Origin of the sequence: Mesorhizobium atlanticum (assembly GCF_003289965.1) — a bacterium.
Taxonomy (GTDB): domain Bacteria; phylum Pseudomonadota; class Alphaproteobacteria; order Rhizobiales; family Rhizobiaceae; genus Mesorhizobium; species Mesorhizobium atlanticum.
Genome location: NZ_QMBQ01000002.1, coordinates 542821 through 561243, shown reverse-complemented (window position 1 = coordinate 561243; position 18423 = coordinate 542821). Strand labels below are relative to the sequence as shown.

The 18423-nt window shown below is 59.5% G+C and carries 21 protein-coding genes; 9 read left to right on the top strand and 12 right to left on the bottom strand.

Features of this window, described 5'->3' with window-relative positions; all coding sequences use genetic code 11:
* Positions 1–180: 180 nt before the first annotated feature.
* The gene (locus DPM35_RS07660) at positions 181–1728 is read left to right on the top strand and encodes a winged helix-turn-helix domain-containing tetratricopeptide repeat protein (RefSeq protein WP_112126683.1); all 1548 of its coding nucleotides are present in this window, start codon (positions 181–183) and stop codon (positions 1726–1728) included.
* 229 nt (positions 1729–1957) lie between these two features.
* Here DPM35_RS07660 and DPM35_RS07655 read toward each other — a convergent pair whose 3' ends face one another.
* On the bottom strand, positions 1958–2440 hold the full coding sequence (locus tag DPM35_RS07655) for a RidA family protein (protein WP_112126682.1): 483 nt from the start codon (positions 2438–2440) through the stop codon (positions 1958–1960).
* 19 nt (positions 2441–2459) lie between these two features.
* The gene (locus DPM35_RS07650) at positions 2460–2894 is read right to left on the bottom strand and encodes a cupin domain-containing protein (RefSeq protein WP_112127096.1); all 435 of its coding nucleotides are present in this window, start codon (positions 2892–2894) and stop codon (positions 2460–2462) included.
* A gap of 118 nt (positions 2895–3012) precedes the next feature.
* On the opposite strand from DPM35_RS07650, the gene DPM35_RS07645 reads away from it, so the two are divergent.
* Both DPM35_RS07645 and DPM35_RS07640 read left to right on the top strand, forming a co-directional pair.
* Positions 3013–4557 carry a winged helix-turn-helix domain-containing tetratricopeptide repeat protein gene (locus tag DPM35_RS07645; RefSeq protein ID WP_112126681.1) on the top strand — a complete coding sequence of 515 codons (1545 nt, stop codon included), beginning with the start codon at positions 3013–3015 and terminating at the stop codon, positions 4555–4557.
* Positions 4558–5081: 524 nt separating this feature from the next.
* A complete protein-coding gene (locus DPM35_RS07640) occupies positions 5082–5288 on the top strand; it encodes a hypothetical protein (protein WP_112126680.1) in 207 nt (68 codons plus the stop codon).
* Positions 5289–5410: 122 nt separating this feature from the next.
* On the opposite strand, the gene DPM35_RS07635 is transcribed toward DPM35_RS07640, so the two are convergent.
* The 8 genes from DPM35_RS07635 to DPM35_RS07605 all read right to left on the bottom strand — a co-directional run bounded on the left by DPM35_RS07635 (position 5411) and on the right by DPM35_RS07605 (position 12086).
* The gene (locus DPM35_RS07635; RefSeq protein WP_181591956.1) at positions 5411–5791 is read right to left on the bottom strand and encodes a thermonuclease family protein; all 381 of its coding nucleotides are present in this window, start codon (positions 5789–5791) and stop codon (positions 5411–5413) included.
* Between the two features lie 67 nt (positions 5792–5858).
* Positions 5859–5999: a c-type cytochrome gene (locus DPM35_RS32790; protein WP_245431468.1), complete on the bottom strand. Its 141-nt coding sequence runs from the start codon at positions 5997–5999 to the stop codon at positions 5859–5861.
* Complete coding sequence (locus tag DPM35_RS07630; protein WP_245431467.1) at positions 5996–6805, bottom strand: ankyrin repeat domain-containing protein; 810 nt, start codon at positions 6803–6805, stop codon at positions 5996–5998. Before DPM35_RS07630 ends, DPM35_RS32790 begins: the two co-directional genes overlap by 4 nt.
* Positions 6806–7838: 1033 nt before the next feature.
* On the bottom strand, positions 7839–8936 hold the full coding sequence (locus DPM35_RS07620) for an alpha/beta hydrolase family protein (RefSeq protein WP_112126677.1): 1098 nt from the start codon (positions 8934–8936) through the stop codon (positions 7839–7841).
* 470 nt (positions 8937–9406) lie between these two features.
* Positions 9407–9535 (bottom strand): hypothetical protein, encoded by a 129-nt coding sequence (locus DPM35_RS33090; protein ID WP_281004583.1) that lies wholly within the window; start codon positions 9533–9535, stop codon positions 9407–9409.
* 33 nt (positions 9536–9568) lie between these two features.
* A complete protein-coding gene (locus DPM35_RS07615; RefSeq protein WP_112126676.1) occupies positions 9569–11089 on the bottom strand; it encodes a hypothetical protein in 1521 nt (506 codons plus the stop codon).
* A gap of 37 nt (positions 11090–11126) precedes the next feature.
* Positions 11127–11456: a nuclear transport factor 2 family protein gene (locus tag DPM35_RS33270; RefSeq protein WP_425373348.1), complete on the bottom strand. Its 330-nt coding sequence runs from the start codon at positions 11454–11456 to the stop codon at positions 11127–11129.
* Between the two features lie 159 nt (positions 11457–11615).
* Positions 11616–12086, bottom strand: coding sequence for a nucleoside deaminase (locus DPM35_RS07605; protein WP_112127095.1), 471 nt, complete (start codon positions 12084–12086; stop codon positions 11616–11618).
* A 256-nt stretch (positions 12087–12342) separates the two neighbouring features.
* On the opposite strand from DPM35_RS07605, the gene DPM35_RS07600 reads away from it, so the two are divergent.
* Genes DPM35_RS07600 through DPM35_RS32780 form a run of 3 tightly spaced genes read left to right on the top strand, consistent with a single transcriptional unit; the run spans position 12343 to position 13701 of the window.
* Positions 12343–13158 (top strand): GNAT family N-acetyltransferase, encoded by an 816-nt coding sequence (locus DPM35_RS07600; RefSeq protein WP_146767925.1) that lies wholly within the window; start codon positions 12343–12345, stop codon positions 13156–13158.
* A 38-nt stretch (positions 13159–13196) separates the two neighbouring features.
* Positions 13197–13412, top strand: coding sequence for a hypothetical protein (locus DPM35_RS32785; protein WP_245431492.1), 216 nt, complete (start codon positions 13197–13199; stop codon positions 13410–13412).
* Positions 13384–13701: a GNAT family N-acetyltransferase gene (locus tag DPM35_RS32780; RefSeq protein ID WP_245431466.1), complete on the top strand. Its 318-nt coding sequence runs from the start codon at positions 13384–13386 to the stop codon at positions 13699–13701. Before DPM35_RS32785 ends, DPM35_RS32780 begins: the two co-directional genes overlap by 29 nt.
* Before the next feature lie 773 nt (positions 13702–14474).
* Here DPM35_RS32780 and DPM35_RS07590 read toward each other — a convergent pair.
* Entirely contained in the window at positions 14475–14666 is a 192-nt protein-coding gene (locus DPM35_RS07590; RefSeq protein WP_112126673.1) for a hypothetical protein, read from the bottom strand.
* A gap of 1039 nt (positions 14667–15705) precedes the next feature.
* Here DPM35_RS07590 and DPM35_RS07580 point away from each other — a divergent pair.
* Positions 15706–15948, top strand: coding sequence for a hypothetical protein (locus DPM35_RS07580; RefSeq protein WP_112126672.1), 243 nt, complete (start codon positions 15706–15708; stop codon positions 15946–15948).
* A gap of 21 nt (positions 15949–15969) precedes the next feature.
* The gene (locus DPM35_RS32155) at positions 15970–16410 is read left to right on the top strand and encodes a hypothetical protein (protein WP_146767924.1); all 441 of its coding nucleotides are present in this window, start codon (positions 15970–15972) and stop codon (positions 16408–16410) included.
* 506 nt (positions 16411–16916) lie between these two features.
* Here DPM35_RS32155 and DPM35_RS32150 read toward each other — a convergent pair.
* The gene (locus tag DPM35_RS32150) at positions 16917–17192 is read right to left on the bottom strand and encodes a hypothetical protein (RefSeq protein WP_146767923.1); all 276 of its coding nucleotides are present in this window, start codon (positions 17190–17192) and stop codon (positions 16917–16919) included.
* 153 nt (positions 17193–17345) lie between these two features.
* Between DPM35_RS32150 and DPM35_RS07570 the strand changes: the two genes are divergently transcribed.
* Entirely contained in the window at positions 17346–18053 is a 708-nt protein-coding gene (locus DPM35_RS07570; RefSeq protein WP_112126670.1) for a winged helix-turn-helix transcriptional regulator, read from the top strand.
* Positions 18054–18423: the final 370 nt, after the last annotated feature.

Genomic DNA, 18423 nt, shown 5'->3' with positions numbered 1-18423 from the left:
AGGGCTTTGAGCCGGCCGTACAGTTGGGGCTTCAGTTGCTAGTGTCGGGTAGTAACGGCTCCCACGCATTGCACGCTCTCCTGTGGCTTATCTGGAGCCAGGATGTCGGGCCTCCTACAAAACGTATCGAAGCGCGGCCGAACAGTTCCGAAAACCCCCGAAAACACATAATGTCTCCTAATGCCGGAGCAGCGGCTCGCATTTGGCCCTTTTGTGCTCAACCCCGAGGCGGGAACGCTTCTGAGGCAGGGCCTGCCTGTCGCGATCAGCTACCGGGGGCTGCTGCTCCTGTCGGCGATGGCAAGGAACGCCGGTGAGGTCTTGACCAAGTCCGAACTGCTGAACGCCGCCTGGCCTGGGACCGCAGTCGAGGAAAGCAATCTCTCGGTCCAGGTCGCGTCCCTGCGGCGCCTTCTCGGCTCCATGGCAGACGGAACAGAATGGATCGCAACCGTTCCGCGGGTTGGTTACCGTTTCACCGGCGCGATCGAGAAGCTCGACGAGGCAGCAGCCGCGCGAAATTCTGCGGAGCCAGAGCCTTCGATTGCCGTACTCCCTTTCGTCAACCTGAGCGACGATGCCGAGCAGCAATATTTTGCCGAGGGTCTCGCTGAAGATATCATCATGCGGCTGGCGCGGCTGCGGTGGCTTTTCGTCTGCGCCCGCAACTCGTCCTTCAGCTACAGCTACAGGGACAAAGCCATCGACGTGAAACAGGTCGGGCGTGAACTCGGAGTCCGCTACGTGCTGGGCGGCAGTGTCCGCCGCTCGGGTCAGCGGCTCAGGATCAGCGCCGAGGCGAGTGACACCTCCACTGGGCGCCAATTATGGACAGAGCGGTACGACGTCCAGCTGGCTGATTTCTTCACGCTACAGGATCAGATCGCCGACAGCGTCATCGGTGCCGTCGAACCTAAACTCTATGCTGCAGAGCATCAGCGTTACACCAGCCGGCCTCCCACTAGCCTGGACGCCTGGGGCTTCGTAATGAAGGCGATGCCTCATATCTGGAGCTGGAGCTCGGAAAGCGAGCTCGCGGTCGCCGAACAACTGCTACGCAGGGCCATAGACGCCGACCCTGACTACCCGCGTGCCAATAGCCTGTTCGCCTGGACGATGGCTTCCCGGGCGCTGCTCGGATTGGCGGAGCCGGCCGAGGTTCTTCCAAAGGCGAATGAGATGGCTCAGCGAGCCATTGCGCATGATGCCGACGATCCTTGGACGCATTTCGCTGCCGGGTACGTGCACGTGATGGCACGCCGATCGGAGAAGGCCGTCGCCGCACTAACCAATGCGATCACGCTCAATCCAAACCTGGCCATCGCACATGTCATTCTGGGCGCAGCATACGGCTTTGGTGGAATGCCGGAGGACGGCCTGCACCATCTCGCGATGGCCGAGCGACTTAGCCCTCGCGATTCCGCGCAGCAGCCGGGCATCTTGACCGTGGCGGGCCTATGTCACTTCGTTGCCCAGCGATTCCTCGACGCGGCGAGTTTCGAGCATCGAGCTGTGCAGCTTCGGCCACATTTTGGCGCTGCCTGGCGTACGCTGGCCGCTGCGGCAGGAATGGCAGGGAATCTCGATGAGGCGACACATGCCCTTTCAGAAGCGAAACGACTCCATCCAACGTTGTCGGTCCAATGGGTGGAGAAATATTACCCGATGGTTCGGGAACAGGATCGTGCCGCCTATATCGACGGGCTGCGGACCGCCGGTCTCGAATGACGTACGCGCAAGAGCCTGGCCTCGCGAAGGCGATCGCAGTCTTGCCGACCATGGCTCGTCCATCACCGCTCTTCGACAATGGCGGTGAGGGCTGCTGCAAAGGCCCGCCAGCGAAAAGTCGCAGATGGGTGGAGGCCTCACATTGCTGCCGTTCGATTGGAACCGGTAGAAAGCGCCAGTTCCTGATCTTCGCTTGGGCAAGCCGAACGTCGCGGTCCGACCCAGGCGGTCACCCATCAATTTCAACTTCCGCTTCGCAGTTTATGGGCGCATTCAAAGGGATGGCCATACCGATGGACGAGCGGGCGTGCGCGCCAGCGTCCGGCCCGTAAAGATCCAGAATCAGATCGGAATAACCGTTTGTGACCAGCGGCGTCTCATTGAAATCCGGAGCAACATTCACCATGGCGAAGACACGCAGCCAAGCCGTAACCCGATCGAGGTTTCCGACAGCCCGCTTGAGGCTCGCGAGATGAGCTAGGGCAACGAGCCGCGCTGACGCGTAACCCTGCTCTGGCGAAACCTCGGTTCCCACCTTACCGAGGGGTTTTGCCAATGTCCCATCCCGGTTGCACGCGACGTGGCCCGAAATGTAGGCGCGGGTGCCGCGCACCCGGACCCAGGCGAAAGGCATACGCAGCCCCTCGCGAACTTTCAGGGGCTCGGGCAGTTCCAGACCCATAGCGGCCAGACGTTGTTCGATGATGGCCATACCGCACCTCCCGGCTTGATTAGGGTACAATGTTGTCGAGCTCTGGCATCAACACGACGCTCTCGTTCGCTGCGGGGTCGTTGCGGGCGCCGAGGAACTCGGCGTTTTCCGTGCTTCGATTGACGGCCACGTGCGGAACGCCGGCCGGAATAAACAGGTAGTCGCCGGGGAGGACTTTTTCGCACCGTTCGAGCTCGGCCCCCGACCAAATCTCGATTTCTGCGCCCGCGGTCATAAGTAGGGCCGTCTCGTGCCCCCGATGGCGATGGGCGCGGGTTCGTTTCCCTGCAGGTAGCGAAATCATCCCGAGCCACAGCATGCTGGATCCAACGCTCTCTGCCGAAACTCCCGAGCGATAGACAGATCCCTGCTCGGCCACATAGCTGTCACTCACGCGTACGACTTTCGCGGTTAATGCATCAGCATTTTTCGGTTGCATCGCTTCGTTCTTCATCGCTCCCACCACCTCAACTGCTGGACGGAGCAGAATCTGCGCGCGAAGCCGGCGCAAGTCCTGAAACGAGGGCCGAAAAATTCCAAAAACTGCGAAATCGGGCGTATCATTCCCAACCATGAAGACACCGCACACCGCATTCGGTCGCTTCGAGTTCAACACCGAGAAGGGATGCCTTCTCCGTGATAATCGGCCTTTCGCCGTCGGCGCACGCGGCGCGTCGCTCCTTGCCGTCTTGCTCGCGGCAGAGGGGCGGGTCGTCACCAAGTCGGCGCTTATGGACGCCGCGTGGCCGGGCCTCGCGGTCGAGGAAAGCAATCTTTCCGTTCAGATTGCCGCCCTTCGCAAGTTGCTCGGCCCAGCATCGGACGGCGGCGAGTGGATCGTCACGGTCCCACGGGTCGGATACAGATTTTCCGGTCCGGCGGAGAGCCGGACCGATGGACTCGATAGCGGAGGGCAAGCGCAGGCGGGATGCAGCCCTGCCATTGCAGTGCTGCCTTTCGAGAATCTCGACGGCGATGTCGAGAGACAGTATCTGGCCGACGGTATCGCCGACGACCTGATCATGGCGCTCGCCCGATTCCGATGGTTCCGCGTCGCGTCGCGTGGGGCGAGTTTCTCAAGGAGGAACGGCCCGCGGGATCCAAAATCGATCGCGCATGAACTCGGCGTCGATTTTCTGGTGGACGGAGCTATCCGGCGAGCCGGGGATCGGATGCGGATATCTGTGCACCTCGCTGATGCGCTGAAGGGCGCCACAATCTGGTCCGAACATTACGATCTCCAGGTAGCCGAGCTATTTGCGGTGCAGGATGCTATCGCCGAGCGGATTGCCGCGGCGGTCGAGCCTGAGCTGCTGTTGCGCCATGGACTTCAGGTTGCGCCGCACACCGGCAACGTGAACGCCTGGGACCTTGTTCGGCAAGGCACATTCAATTTTCACAAGGTAACGCGGCCAACCCACCTTCTCGCGCGGCAATTCTTCCGAGAGGCCGCGGAGATTGATCCCATGCTTCCCGAGGCGCAGATCTGGCGAGCGCGAGTCAACGCAGGACTCATCGCTTATGGCTGGACGGAAAATCCCCTCGCGGACGGGAAGGAAGGACTCGATGCGGCCCTGCGGGCGATATATCTCGACGCCCGCAATCCGTATGCGCACTATGCGCTGGCGATCGTGTCGGCCTACACTGGCAGGGCCGATCAGGCGATCCTTGCAGCGGAGCGGTCTATCGAACTAGGTCCAAGCTTCGCCCTAGGGTATCTCGTCCTCGGCATGGCCCGTCTTTTCGTGGGCGATGCGGCCGGCGCGCGAAAGCCGCTGGCTCGCGGCCTCGAACTCAACCCTCATGATCCGCAGAATGCGGTCTGGTTCAGTCTCTTGATGCTTGCGCTGTTCTTTTCGAACGACGTTGAGGGTGCGCTCGACACGGGGCGCGCGGCGCTAAAGGCACGGCCTGACTGGCCGGCGTTGCTTCGCATACAGGCGTGCTGCCACATGGCCGTGGGACATAATCAGGAGGCTCGCCGCTTCGCCGCCGCTGCCAGCGATCTCCCGGAGCCTGCCGGGGATGCGCTTGGTCCGTTGAGAGATGGCGACAAGGAATGGGCGACCCGCCTCGAGGACCTGCTACGAGATGCGGAACACGGGTCCGGCCCATAAGCTGAGCAAAAGACTCGGATGACGGGGCTTGGATCGGCAAACGCTATCTCCGGCTAGGTTTGCCGCGTTGTCCGCTTTTAGACGAAGGCAAAATTTGCCTCTACGGCTGCGATTGAGGCGCAAAGCTGCCGTTCGCAGCACACGATCAGACTAGTCTGAAACGGGGCCGGTAGTGGTCAGACCGGTTCTGGCAAAGATGCTTTCGAATACAGACATTCAATCCGGTGGATCCGAAGTCTCGAACTGACCCTAAGCGGCAGCTCGCTCGCGCTCGCCCAAATTCACGCTAATGACCCAACCCCGACACTCTTGCTTTCCGGGAGCCGCTTGACACTTTGTTCTCATTCCGTTCACTGATACTCATGAGCGCCGAAATACGACGGCCCAAGCCTGAAATGTGGCACTCGCCGGTTGCCCAGCAGGTCTCTTTTGGTCCCGCTCCGTCCACCTTTGCGGAGGTCTCTCTAGATGTATATTAGTGATTCGTCATATAAGTCGTATAAGACTTAGGGCTGGAGGATTGGTTGGAAGTGCATGTCGTGGCCGTCGAACTGATAGCAAAGCTCCGCGACGCAATTGATGCCATCGACGATCACCTTTCAGAGATGGATTGCGTCACTCTCCAAGCGCTCGAAACGAGGCTACCCAAGAATGCCGCGCCAGGCAGCGCAGAGATGGTAATGCTTCTGCTCATCTACCGCGAGATGAAGAACAGGAAGGGTTGCGCTTGACCTGTCGAAGCTGATCGACACGCCGCGCGTGGTCCGGGTGACATGCCGCTATTGCAAGCGCCAGCATAATTATCAGCCGCAACCAGAGAAATTTGGATCGGGGGTGGGTGCCCCCGTTGCTGCTATCGCCGCTTGATAACGCTCCATGACCACAAGTTGCGTTTGGCAAAGCGGGCTTCTTGCTCCTCGGCGAGGTATCGAGTGTCGGCCATCGCCAATCCGTGTTTCACCAGGTCCCGTCCGAGGTCGATGCCTCCCACGAAGCAGACGCCGACGTCGTCGTTGTAACCGTCCTTGCCTTCGATGATGCAGGATACATCGCCTGAGGCGATAAGATGTTGGACGTGGTCACGCGCATACTTGCCGCAGGGCCAGATCTTGTCAGCGGCATCAAAACACGCCTGCGAAAGTTCGGGGGCATCAAAACCGAGCAATTGAATTCGTTTTTTGTCGTGCCACAGCGTGTCGCCGTCCTCAGCAGACCAGTGCTCTGCTGCGGACACAGGGCCACAGGTGAGCACGAGGCAACGGTGAGGATCAACCTACACATGGCCGTGCTAAACGCACCCCCTACGGCAGGGGCACCGGTGTGTCGGCGAGTGTTCTAAGATAGGCGATCACGTTCAGCCGGTCGGCCTCATCAGGCACGCCGCGAATATCCATGTTGACGCCGGGCGTCGTCAGCGTGGGACCGGCCAGGAAGATGTTCAAGTCCTCGTAGGTCCAGTTTCCCTCCCAGCCCAGCAGGGTCTTGGAGTAACGCTCGAACTTCGTCGATGCCTTATCCCGCCCGACGACGTTCCATAGGTCGGCCCGATGGTAGGAAGTTCCTTTGGCCGTACGACATGGCAGGGTGCGCAGGTGCTTTCAAAAAAGGCCCCGCCTTTGATGGGATCGCCTTTCGCAAGCCGGGCGGAAATCGGCTCCGGCTTCAGGATGACGACGCCATGCTCCAAAAGGTAGGCGGCGATGTCCTCATGATCGTCGTGCTTTGCCAGATGGTAGGCCGTGACGATGCTCGGCCGTTGATTGGGATCGCCCTGGACCCATATGGCGTTGACGTCGGCGCCGGCCTCGACCAGCACCTTAACGCAGTCGAGGCAGCCACTCGCGACCGCGAGGATCAGCATTGGCTCACCCCGCGTCTTGTCATTGGCGTCGGCACCATGCGCCAGCAGCAGCCGGATCATGTCGGCGGCGTTTTTCAGCACGGCCACGGTCGTCGTGAGGTCGAGCTTCGCCTCCTTGTTGACATCGGCACCGCGTTTGATCAGCAGCGCCGCTGCATCGACGTGGCCGCCGCGCACCGCCAGGAACAGCGGTGTTGCCCCCTTATCCTGCTCCTCGATGTCAGCGCCCGCATCGAGCGCCATCGTAATTGCGTTGAGGTCTCCGCTCTTGGCCGCGTCGTGGAGCGCACCGCCATGCGCTGTTGTGACGGCACATAGCAAGAGTAGGAAGCTTGCGAACAAACCCCGCATTTCGGCATCCCTCCGCCGACAAGGAGGAAGATACACCCGACAGCGGCTCGCTTCCAGAATATATTAGCGACGACTAATGGTGTATAATGGCCTTGACGAGATCAGATGCCGTTGAGGGCGGCCACGTCGATGCATGCGGTTGGCGGAAGACAGGTGACCTGCTTCGCAGGCGTGATCGCCATGGCTGCGGCAGTTTAGGGAAGTGCGGCGTTGGCCAACGGCCCGGATCGGAATTGGGGCTATCCACCAGCTTGCTGCCACGGCGACCCGCTCACTGGCGACTGCGGGAGAATTCCCAGTTCAACTGTGACGCCCCGGCCAGACGGCTACGTGGTTATCCTACGACCGGGCGACCATCGAAAAGTCACTCATCAGGACCGCTACCTCGTGCCGTACGATGTCGTCATCCCCTCGGGGGATGGCAACTTCCACATCTGCTTACATCCCACGGAAGAAGACGAAAACTGCTTCTTCGCACCGCCCGATGCGATGTGAATGTACCTCTATCTTCGCGCGATCGAGCCTGTGCCCCGCGGGGCGAAAAAGCACGTCCACCTAAACCTGTGATAGGTCTCGAAACTCATGTGCGGCGCCGGCGACCGATAGAACGTCATCAGGCGCTCGCAAATGTGATATTGATCATCTGGCGAGGTCTGGACGCGCGTTCTCGGGATGAACCACTGTGGCTCGTTCAGATAGAATGGACGTGGCGGCCGGACGAAATAGCCGTCCTTTGACATCCTGACATAGTCTGGATCGATAGGATGGCAGTCTTTGCCTCCACAGCAGTTGTAGTGGAGAACGGGGTCTGTCTTACCCGTATACCATTCGTGGGCCTCGGCATTGCCGAGCAGTGCAAGCGACGCCAATGCGAAATACCGCTTTGACTGCGCCATCGAAATTCCCTCTCATCCTGAATACCACATTAGACATTGCTAATCTTCAGGCTGGGAGGTCGTACCGGCCGCCGCACAGGTCGGGCGATCGCATTCCCTAGTCTGTTTCCCAAAAATCCTTCAGCGAGGCATGGCGAAGCTTTCTTCCCCTTCAGCAGGGCATACCCACCAGCCTAGTGTAACGTCGACCTATAGCTTAGGCCCTGCAACGAAGCTGCATCATGCATGGCGGCCGCCCTGTCAGCGGGCTTACCTTTGAGGATGGCTAGAAAGAAGGTGGTGGCCAGTGCTGTCGCCTCATGGAAGTTGGGCTTCAACGAATTCATGAACAACGTGTGCCCACCATGATCAAAAATGGCCAACGCCTTATCTGGACTACCGATGCTGTCATACGCCCACAAAGCGTTGAGTTTAGGTGAGACAACAGTGTCGTCTGAAGCGAACATGATCAGAGTCGGCTGCTTGACCGCCGCAATGCCTTTGTCGCCAAACACGTGCAGTTCGCCGCCCGGAGCTGCGGCGACGACAGCCGCTACGCGCTTGTCCCAAATGGGCGGCATCGGCGCCGCAAAGGGATCAGCAACGCCATAGTGCGCTGCGATGTCTTGCTCGTGGCCGACGAACTGGCACGTTTCAGCAGCTTCGGTATCCCCTTTGTTTGCTGCGCACCAGGTATCCAGCGCCCTGAAGTCGATTTGTGCGCCCGCCGCCTGGAACGCGGTGGTCCCACCGGTCGACAATCCCCAGACGCCGATGCGAGAGGTATCGATGACGCCGGCGAGCTTTCCACCTGGGGCGCTCAACATATCGACATAGGCAATCACCCGCACCACATTGGAGGGGCGATTGTAGAGCAGCCAGACCAGCTCTCGATCTGCCCGTAAACCTCCATCGTCATCGAAAGGTCCGGTATCGTAGTCGGCAGCCGCGACGACGAAGCCATGGGATGCGAGGTGACGACCTACCGAACCGAACATCATGCCGACGCCTGAAAGCCCGTGGATAACAACCACGAGGGGATAGGGGCCAGTTGTCGCCGCTGGCGCGTCATTCAAATCCATGGGGGTCGCGGTGGGGGCTGGTGCGGGACCGGCGGCAGGATACCAGACCATGGCTGCCATGGAATGTTTGCCGGACGTATCAGAAAATGTGAACTTCTGGAGCCCAACCGGAAACGGGCCGGGCTTGGTATAGTCTTCAGCATTTATAGGCGTAACAAACGCCGCGAACCACAATACAAACCCAGTCAGAAGAAGAGTGAAACGCCCCATAATTTCACCTCACAGCTCGACGGTGACAGCCAGCACACTTGACCTGCAACGATCACGGGCAGACGACGTCCACGCGGTCGGAGGCTCACGCAGGATCACTCCACGAAACTCCCCTCTTACTCGATATTGTACAGCTGTAAGCGTTCCATTAGCTAGTGCTAAAGCGTCCAGATGGGACCATTTCGTTTACCGGTGCGACCGCTGTCCTCAGATTAGCTATCGCTAATATGATGGGTAGAATCATAGTTTGATGGGGCTCAAATCTATGAGGCGGCGGCGATTGCCGCGAGGCACCAGTTCAATCCATCGGGATCCAACCGGCCAACGAAAGCCGTGCATCCGGGCGGGCGTCTTACCGGTCCCACAAAGGAAGATAGATGGGTGGAGTGAAGTGTTGTCAGGGTCGTAATTGTCGATCGAAGGCGTACGAACCCACCGAAGAGAGGCGCAAAAGCTGCCCTTCACTCCGTCTATGACGTAAGACCGTGTCCAAGGTCATCGACGGCGATCAGCCCGATCGAATCTTCGTTCGACCCAGCCAGCCGGCTGTATCCGACGACGTCGGCCAGGTTCGCCGCGAGGTTGCGGGTCTCACTCACGTTGCCCCTCCTTTCGCGTTGGGCTCGCTTCGCTCAGCACAACCCGCTTTGCCGCGCCAGATCGCGGAATAGCTTCTCATCATCGGGCCGCATTCTGCTCGTCCGGATGAATAGTTCGTTTCCATTCTCCGGGCTTTCGCCGTTCACCACCTGTGCCAGACGCATCGCCTCGTCAATCCGACCGGCCGCAGTCAACGACAAGACCGCAATACGCCTTATATGGGCGTGAGCGTTGCGATGGAGCGTAGCGCGCACAGCCCACGCAGCAGCCTCTTCGGCTCTTCCGAGCCGCAGCAGGGAAATTGCCCGCACCGCTTGATTGGGACCTAGGAAAGGGTCAAACGGTGACAGTTCTCTGGCATGGTCGGCTGCTTGAATGGCAACCTTTGCATCCCCTGACCAGCCGTCGGTAAAGGCCCGGGCGTAATGCCCAAAGGCATAGGAAGGGCTGAGGACCGTTGCCCGCTCCAGCGCGTCAGTGGCTTCTTCAAGCGCGCCCATGATCCACAAGGCGCGCCCGAGGGCGCAATGCGCCGCGGGGTCATAGGGGTCAACTGCCACCGCGCGGGCAGCAAGATCGTGAGCGAGTTGCCCTTCCACTGAGAGATGTGACGGATCAAACAGGAATGCCTTCAAGAGGTGTGTGAAGGACAGGCTCGCATAGGGACTGGCAAAGCGCGGATCAAGGTCGATTGCAGCCTTGAACAAATCCTCGGCGACCGTATTGTCCTGGCCGGTGAACATGTGCATGTGGCCGAGGCCACGGTGATAGACTTGCCATGCATCCAGTTCGTGAAGAGCCCGCCGAGTCGCGATGTTGCGCTCCGCGAGATTGACTTCGTCTGCAATCAGCGTCGCAATCTCGTCGGCCAAGGCCTGCCCGAACTGCGAGATCGATGCGAGGGGCTTCGAGAATCTTTCGGAAGAGAGCGCGCGGCCATCAGCCACCGCGACTAACTCGACATCGACCCGCAGCGTCGGTCCGTGCAGCGTGATGTTGCCGGCGCATACATAATCGCAGCGAAGCAGCCGGGCGGCCTCTAGGCTGTTCAATCCGAGGGATGACAAAGCCTGTAGCGAGTTCGCTGCGATGACGAAGACGGTTCGCAGTCGGGCAAGGTCGCGGATAATGTCCCTCAGCAACCCATCCCTCAAGACCTGGAGGCGCCGGGAAGCTATATCCTCGAGCGCGAACGGCAGCACCGCGATCGCGGGCCTGTCTCGCCCGGAGACGCGAGCAGACTGTGCTTCAGCCGATCGCACCGCCCCCACAAGAGGCATTGTCGACCGGCTTTCATCAGCCAACAACTCGAATGCACGCCGCAAGGAGGGGTCGCCTGGAAAATTCGTTGCGTCGGGCGTCGTTTCGAGCTCTTCCGACGAGGGGTAGGAGTGCCGAACGTTCGATGGTGCGTCCGTGATGGCTGGATCATCGCCTCGACCGTTTGCGTCCTCCTCGAGCGTGAGCATGTAGCCGCGCTTTGCGACCGTCTTGATCAGGGCTGCCCCCTCCTCCCCGAGGGCGCCCCGAAGATCGCGGATCGTCTGTGTCAATGCGTCGTCAGTGACGCAGCCAAACTTAAATCACTGGTCAAAGACAAGTCGGTCCCCACCGGCATAGAGATAGATGAGGGATCGCCTTCCGCTGGATGGTAAAGTCGCTATGATCAGAAGCGCTAAGGGCACCTGACCCCTCAATGTCGTTAATACCTGTGACAATTGCGACATCCCCCACGAGGCGTCTACGAAGGCTACGAAACCCTATGCGGGTCGTGCGGCCAGTTCGTCGCTGCGCGTACTCCAGCCAACTCGACCGGTCGTGAAATTCCCCGAACGCGTCGGTGTGCGTGTAGCTTGGCGATAGAACTGCCTCTAACACGGCGATGTCGCCGCCCGCCCATGCTTCGGCAAAACGACGCATCGCGGCGTCCAAGTCGGCCAACCGATCAGCTCTGTCAGCCACTTCGTGTTCCTCTCCTCAATCGGACTATATCGCCGCAGGCGCCCTTACACACAGGCGTCAGGTAAGGTGAGATCGCCGTGTTCGAAATTGTCGCGCGGTCCACGTTTTCTCGCCAGGCTACCGGCGCCAGAAATCTCGATGGGCAGCGAGAACCTCATCCTCAATTTCAGGGAACGGGCCGTGCACCTCGATACTCTTCTGACCAGAGCCGAGCACGACACGCGCCGACAGGCTCATCGTTGGGTTTTCCGGGTGGTCGCCAGTCAGAGCCAGAAGCTGGCTCTCCTCGAAGCCGTAGACCAGCCGGCCGATATTTGCCCAGTAGAGCGTCCCGGTGCACATCGCGCAGGGCTCGCCGGTTGACACCAGCGTGCAGCTCCATAGAAACTCCGGCGAATAGGCATCCGCCGCGCGCCTGGCAAGTTCAGTCTCGGCGTGGCGCACAGTGTTGATGTTGCCCTGGCGCATGAGGATCGCATCGTCGGGGCCGACCAGCACCGCCCCGAATGGATGATGCCCATGTGTGACAACATCTCGCGCAACTGCATCCGCCGCGCGAATGAGAGCAATCATCCGGTCGCGTGTCATCCCATACTCCTCTTGCCGCATGGAGAGCCTATTGCATTAGCTGCGGAAGTGCTCGCGGAGAACGCTTTCGCGGAGTGCATCCTGCTCACCCTCAACAGCAGCTCAGCGGTCGTCGTTGATGGTCGATGAGTCGTCCAAGGGACTATATTAGCATTTGCTAATGGTGTATACTTAGAACTTCATCGACGGGTTTGAGGGCCGTCGGGTGCATCAGGGAGCAACCTACCGTAAGCCTTGTCTGGCAGGAGTGGTCATCATGGTCACTGCGTTCGAGCTGGTTCAACGAAGCTCGGAGCTAAGCGGTATTCTTGGCGGACAGGTCGGGGGGAACATGTTTGGGAACGCAAACGAAGTGGAAGCCGCAGCAACCCCGACAGACGCCGCATCGGTTCCGGTCGCCGTCATGGTCCAAGGACGCTTTGGGCGCCTGCGCCCGCTCGATGCGGGACGCGATGCAGCGACGCTCTTTCGCCTGTCGCATGACGAGAACACCCAAGCCACCTGGGTCGACATGAAGGTGGGACCGTTCACAAACGAACAGGCCTTCGCCGAACATGTTGCGGCACTGGTCGCCGATCCCAAGCGCGCATTCTTCGCCGTTGACGGCCCAAATGAGACCCCGGTCGGCTGGCTCTGCCTGATGGAGGCGAGGCCGGCGCACCACGTCGTCGAACTTGGTTATGTGCTCTACACGCCGCGGCTGCAACGCACCGGACTTGGCACCGAGGCGCTCTACCTCATTTTGCGCCATGTCTTCGAGGATCTCGGCTACCGCCGCCTCGAATGGACCTGCACCGTGAGCAACACACGCTCGCGCAGCGCCGCCGACCGCCTTGGCTTCGTCTTCGAAGGCATCCTGCGCCAAGGCCTATTCCTGAAGGGCAAGCCTTGCGACATTTGCATGTATTCGATGCTGTCGCGAGAATGGCCGGCGCGACGCGCTGCCATCGAGGCCTGGCTCTCACCCGACAATTTCCGGGATGGTCGGCAGGTTCGGTCGTTGTCCGAATTAGCAACCGCTCTGCCCGAGATCCACGCGATCTCATGCATTTCCCCTCACCAGAGAAAGTAGCAGTTATGGGAGAGGTGTCTATTGTGCGGGCCAGACCGTTGGATGCGCAAGCCCTATTCGTCTTTGCAGGGAGATTATTCTGCGAGACATATAGTGCCGATCTGCGGGCCTCGGACCTTGAGGAATATGTTTCGAAGAACTTTGGCGTCAACCAACAGCTGGCCGAAATTGTAGATCTAGCAGGTGCAGTGTTTATCGCCGTTGGTGACGACGGCATTGCCGGCTATGCGCACCTCGCTGGCGACAAATGTTAGTACCGATCAGAACTTGTTACTGAAGAGGCTATACGTAGACGCAATTTGGCGGGGTCTTGGGCTCGCGGGCCGCCTACTCGAAGAAGTATTGGAGGAGTGCCGCAAGCGTGAGGTGAGTCGCCTGCGACTGACTGTGTATGAGAAGAATGAGCGCGCGATTGCATTTTACAAGCGATCTGGGTTCAATGTTTCAGGGGCGGCAACCTTCAACGTGGGCAACGAAGTCCAGCAAGACCTCGAATTAACGATGTCGGTGCCTTTGACTCGAGGGGCAAGCCGGCCCCAGTAGGAACTTCCATTTAGTACCCGCGGCCGATGCGCTGTTGGCGACGCTCAGGTCCGGCGACCCAAGACCACTTAACCGGGAGTGTGGGGTGCGGTTCAGTTGTCGTTACTGCTGCGGTTGCTCCTCTGGACGCCCGCCGCATCCTCGGCATAAGCTTCGCATTGCGGTTGCCAAACGCGGACCACAATGGCCGCAGTTGAAAACAGATTCCGCCCGACAATGTCTCGACATCGGCAATTTGCCACCCCACAGACCTTTCGAGGACGGGGCAACCTGGCAGATTGGCCGGAGAAGGTTGGTTTTGGGTTCGGGTCCCTCTACCACTCTTCCAAACAATTCTCCGGTCCCTCATGGCTTCCCGCAAGCCCAGGGTTTGCGGGATGTGCGGCCGAACGCTGGGGAAGCGGAAACAACCTTCTCCCTCAAACTGCTCTCCGAATGTCGATTGTTCTCCGAAGCTGGGGAGTAGCTGTAAAAATCCCCAGGTTTTGACCACAGCAATATCAATGCCTTGGCGCCGGCCTTGCTGCGGGCGAATTTGCGGTTCGCTCGCCTTTCAAAAAGGACCACAACTATGCCATGGCTCGCTAGGTCCGTCTTGCGTCACTACGGACATCGCCAAGCCCACTCGGACGTCGCGCTTGGGCCCGGGAGCGATCAGTCAGCTATTTGCTGACAGGCCAGCACTCGGAACATGAGGGGAAAACTGGGGGATGGCCCCGCAACTTGGCGATTGCGGATAGTTGCAAGAATCGGAACAAACAGAGACCGACGCGCTACCTGGCGTCCCCATTTCGCTTTTTCAGCAGACGCGCCTCGCGGAGCAGCGAGGCCACGTCATATCCGATCATGCCGATAAGCTCACGCGCTTGGGCTTCCGTAATGCCGGTTTCCTTTGCCAGAAACCGCACTCGAAACGCCTTTTCCGCCGACTCATGATCTTCAGGATTTTGGTTGTCTTCGGCCATTGGGCTGGTCCCCTAACGGCCTGTAATTCCAAAGGGTCGAGAAAGTTCCTGCCACGGCGAGACCAGGTATTGTTCCAGGAAAAAGCCCCAGCGAAGAGGGGGATCGGCGCTGGGGCTTTTAGGCATGACGCGATACAAGCATGACCTCACGTTAGGCTGCGCTAATATCGTGAATGAATGGTGAATCGGCTGGCTTGTTGCAGCCTCCGCTTGCACGGCTTGGGCTGGTAACGTCCACACGGTCACAGGTTCGCCGGGCCAGCCAAACCAAACGATCGGCAGTGATCAGACAGGAAGCGCTACGCCCCCAGGGTCGGCCTTCAACCCGGATGGAGTTGCTGACTGAAAATACGCAAGCACCCAGCCGCAGAATTCGAACAATCAACATTGCGTATCTCAATACGACGTTCCCTGGTTCCAGCAGTCGCACAACCATTAACGTGCTCCGGCCCACCACCGCGTTCGCGTTAAGTGCATAATGATGCTGCCCGCTGGCCAATAGAAAAGGCCCGGAAGCCTAGGCCGCCGGGCCGAATTTGGGATGTCTCTCAATGATGACGGCTTTAGCTTACCATGCGCTTGGCAATGCCGCTACGACAACGAGTCGGTGCCCGTCTGACATGGAAAGGCCCGCCGGCGGCGGAAGATTTCTCCCGTGATAACGTTAAGCCCCGATTGGGGAATCCTGATGAACAAGCAACCGTCGAAGACTTCGGTTGAGATCGACCAGCTTGGGGTGAAAGGTCCTTTACCTTGCCCAAGGCCACGGCTTGATCCGGTTCTAGTCATGAATTGCAGGTCCATTCCCGGCTAGGCTGGGTGGTAAGCTTGCTTCATCTGAAAAGATCGAGCCCGCAGTTCTCAAGTTGGGGGCTTTTCGTAGCCTCGCCAGCGCGCGTTTCCTGTCGCCGCTGTCCCACACCGCCGAAGCGTCCCGCTCGCTCATGCGCTTCCCGGTGCGCTCCATAAGGACCAATACGCGCCGCTCGGGGAACCGACGTTCTATCCGGCCGTTCTGCTAGCGGTCTGGAGGGCGCGAATGTTTAATCCCTGGTTCGATCTATGTGTCTCGGCGTTCGAAGCGCAGCAGGTGATCTGGCTTCGCACATTGCGGATCGCCGGCGGAGGAAGGTTGGCGGAAACGGAAGCCAATCGGATGATCACTGAGAAAGTCGAGGCGGCCGCGATCGCGGGCACGCTCGTCGCTACCGGTTCCGCGGACAAAGTCGCAGGCATGTATCAAAGGAAAATCAGGGCCAACAAAAAGCGGCTTGCTACGTAACGGCCCGTTGGCGTCGGCACCGTGCGCCAGCAGCAGCCTAACCATGTCGGCGGCGTTCTTCAGCACGGCAACGGTCATCGGCAGGCCGAGCACCGCTTCCTTGTTCACATCGGCACCACGCTTGATCAGCAGTTCGGCCGCCTCGACATTGGCCGCTGCGCACCGCCAAGAAGAGCGGTGTTGCTCGCTTCTCCTGCTCCTCGATGTCAGCGCTTGCATCGAGGCGGCGGCAATTGCCTTGAGGTCTCCATTCTTGGCCGCGTCGTGGAGCGCACCGCCATGCGCTGTTGTGACGACGTGGTTATTCTACGACCGGGCGACCATCAAAAAGTCACTCATCAGAACCGCTACTTCGTGCGGTATGATGTCGCCCTTCCATCCGGCGATGATAATTCCCACATCTGCCTGCATCCGACCGAAGAGGAAGAAGACTGCTTCTTTGCCCCGGCAGATGCTATGTGAGCGGTTTCTCTTATTTTCGTGCGATCGAGCTTGTGCCGGGTGGCGCGAAAAAGCACGTCCATCTAAATCTCTGATAGGCTTGGTACTGCATGCGGGGAGTGATCGATCTGTAGAACGTCATCAGACGCTCACAAATGTGATAGCGATCATCTGGTGAGGTCTGGACACGCTCTCTGGGTATAAACCACTCCGGCTCCTGTGGCTCGTTTAAGTAGAAGGGGCGCGGCGGCCGCACGAAATAGCCATCTTTTGTCATCCTGACTTCGCTCGGATCAATCGGGTGACAGTCCTTGCCTCCACAGCAGTCATACTGGAGAACTGGGTCTGTCTTACCAGTATACCAATCATGGGCCTCGGCTTTGCCGAGCAGCGCAAGCCACGTCACTGCGAGATACCACTTTGACTGGGCCATGGAAAATCCCCTCGCAGTCTGCATATCACATTAGAGATTCCTAATCTTCAGGCTCAAGGTCGCATCAGTCGCCGCAGAGGTCCGGCGGCGCCTTTTACCAATTGCCTGATCGCTTCTGCGCTACGCTCATGAGCGCGCGAGAGGCGGATCGATCGAAGCTGTCGGCGCAGGCCGCTTCGACGTCAAATTCTATCAGGCCAACGTCGCGTAAGTGGAAATTGGACAGCCGGCCAACCGAGCGTTCTATCTCGCGCCGAGTCCGCCACTCATGGACAAGGGCGAGCAGGCGTTCGAACGGATGAAGAAAAGTCCCCGGCGCGCGCCGTGCGGTCTGGGCTAGTGTCGCTTGTGCCGCGTTATGCCTGATCATGGTATCCTCCGTTGGTCGAGGTTGCGCGAAAGAAGATCACCATGACGGCAGAAGAGGGTAAGTCGCCAGCGCAGCTTCGGAAGCGTTCCGCTTCAGATTGTGAACTGGCCTTAACCCTTCTGGAGGCCTAACTTGCGGCAGAGGAGCGTTCAGATGACGCGACGGCCTTACGGATTGCTCTGCCCGATCTCGCGCGCCTGCGAGTTCCTGGAGCCGCGCTGGACGATCCAAATCCTGACAGAGCTTTGGAACGGCTCGACCCGCTTCAACGACATTCGCAAGGGCGTGGGCAACATCTCGTCCGCCCTCTTGTCTAGGCGGCTCAAGGAGATGGAAGCGTTAGGCCTAGTCGAGCGCATCGAGGACGAGGCGTCGGGCACCATCACCTATTTCCGCACCGAAAAGTCGATCAAGCTCGAGCCCGCGATGAACGCGCTGGCGGAATGGGCGCAATGCAACATCGAGGCGGAGGTCGCGCTCGCCGACGTGGATGTTTCCACCCTGATGTGGTTGGTGCGGCGAAAGATAAACCTCGCTGAACTGCCGCGGCGACGTGCCGTCATCCGCTTCCATTTCCGCGACGATCCGCCGCCGAAGTACCCTCATTACTGGCTTGTGGTCGAGCCGGGTGCGAATGTGCCCGAGCTGTGCTCGGCCGACCCGCGTCGGGACGTCGACCTATACGTCGAAACAGGCGTAGTTTCGCTGGGCGCCATCCTGGAGGGCCGCTCAAGCATCGAGCGCGAGAAAGAAAGGGGCGGCCTTTTCCTGAGCGGCGACCCCGGCCTTGCCCGCAGCATGGACCGTTGGCTGCGACCCTCGGTCTATGCGGCACTCGAAGGGATCGTTCCGCTTTCTTGAACCATTCTGAGGTTGCGGCCTGACGGGTGGATGCTCGCTCGTTACCGTGCAACGCCTGCTATAGTGACTGGCGTATAAGCGCGCCGGCGAACGTCAGCAGACGTTCCGTTTCACAGACCCGATGATGCAGCCATACGTGATTTGCCGGGCTGCCATAGAGGTAATAGTCCGAGTGGTGCAACGGAACCCGCCGAGCCTCATTAGTAGGCCATCCAGTGACTAAGTCCCTTCTCGTTGGGTGTCTCAAAACCAACAGGATGCCCAATGAAAAGCACGGCGCTACGGGCAGGCAACGACGGGGCGGCAAGTGGGCTGCCCCTGAACCACGCGCGTAATATTCCAGTTGCTTAAGGAGACCTCGGCGGTCAAG

Excerpts from the sequence above, each read along its gene's own strand:
- DPM35_RS07660 (WP_112126683.1), top strand. The coding sequence starts at position 181 with ATGCCGGAGCAGCGGCTCGCATTTGGCCCTTTTGTGCTCAACCCCGAG.
- DPM35_RS07655 (WP_112126682.1), bottom strand. The coding sequence starts at position 2,440 with ATGGCCATCATCGAACAACGTCTGGCCGCTATGGGTCTGGAACTGCCC.
- DPM35_RS07650 (WP_112127096.1), bottom strand. The coding sequence starts at position 2,894 with ATGAAGAACGAAGCGATGCAACCGAAAAATGCTGATGCATTAACCGCG.
- DPM35_RS07645 (WP_112126681.1), top strand. The coding sequence starts at position 3,013 with ATGAAGACACCGCACACCGCATTCGGTCGCTTCGAGTTCAACACCGAG.
- DPM35_RS07620 (WP_112126677.1), bottom strand. The coding sequence starts at position 8,936 with ATGGGGCGTTTCACTCTTCTTCTGACTGGGTTTGTATTGTGGTTCGCG.
- DPM35_RS33270 (WP_425373348.1), bottom strand. The coding sequence starts at position 11,456 with ATGCGTCGTTTTGCCGAAGCATGGGCGGGCGGCGACATCGCCGTGTTA.
- DPM35_RS07605 (WP_112127095.1), bottom strand. The coding sequence starts at position 12,086 with ATGACACGCGACCGGATGATTGCTCTCATTCGCGCGGCGGATGCAGTT.
- DPM35_RS07600 (WP_146767925.1), top strand. The coding sequence starts at position 12,343 with ATGGTCACTGCGTTCGAGCTGGTTCAACGAAGCTCGGAGCTAAGCGGT.
- DPM35_RS32780 (WP_245431466.1), top strand. The coding sequence starts at position 13,384 with ATGCGCACCTCGCTGGCGACAAATGTTAGTACCGATCAGAACTTGTTA.
- DPM35_RS07590 (WP_112126673.1), bottom strand. The coding sequence starts at position 14,666 with ATGGCCGAAGACAACCAAAATCCTGAAGATCATGAGTCGGCGGAAAAG.
- DPM35_RS07580 (WP_112126672.1), top strand. The coding sequence starts at position 15,706 with ATGTTTAATCCCTGGTTCGATCTATGTGTCTCGGCGTTCGAAGCGCAG.
- DPM35_RS32150 (WP_146767923.1), bottom strand. The coding sequence starts at position 17,192 with ATGATCAGGCATAACGCGGCACAAGCGACACTAGCCCAGACCGCACGG.
- DPM35_RS07570 (WP_112126670.1), top strand. The coding sequence starts at position 17,346 with ATGACGCGACGGCCTTACGGATTGCTCTGCCCGATCTCGCGCGCCTGC.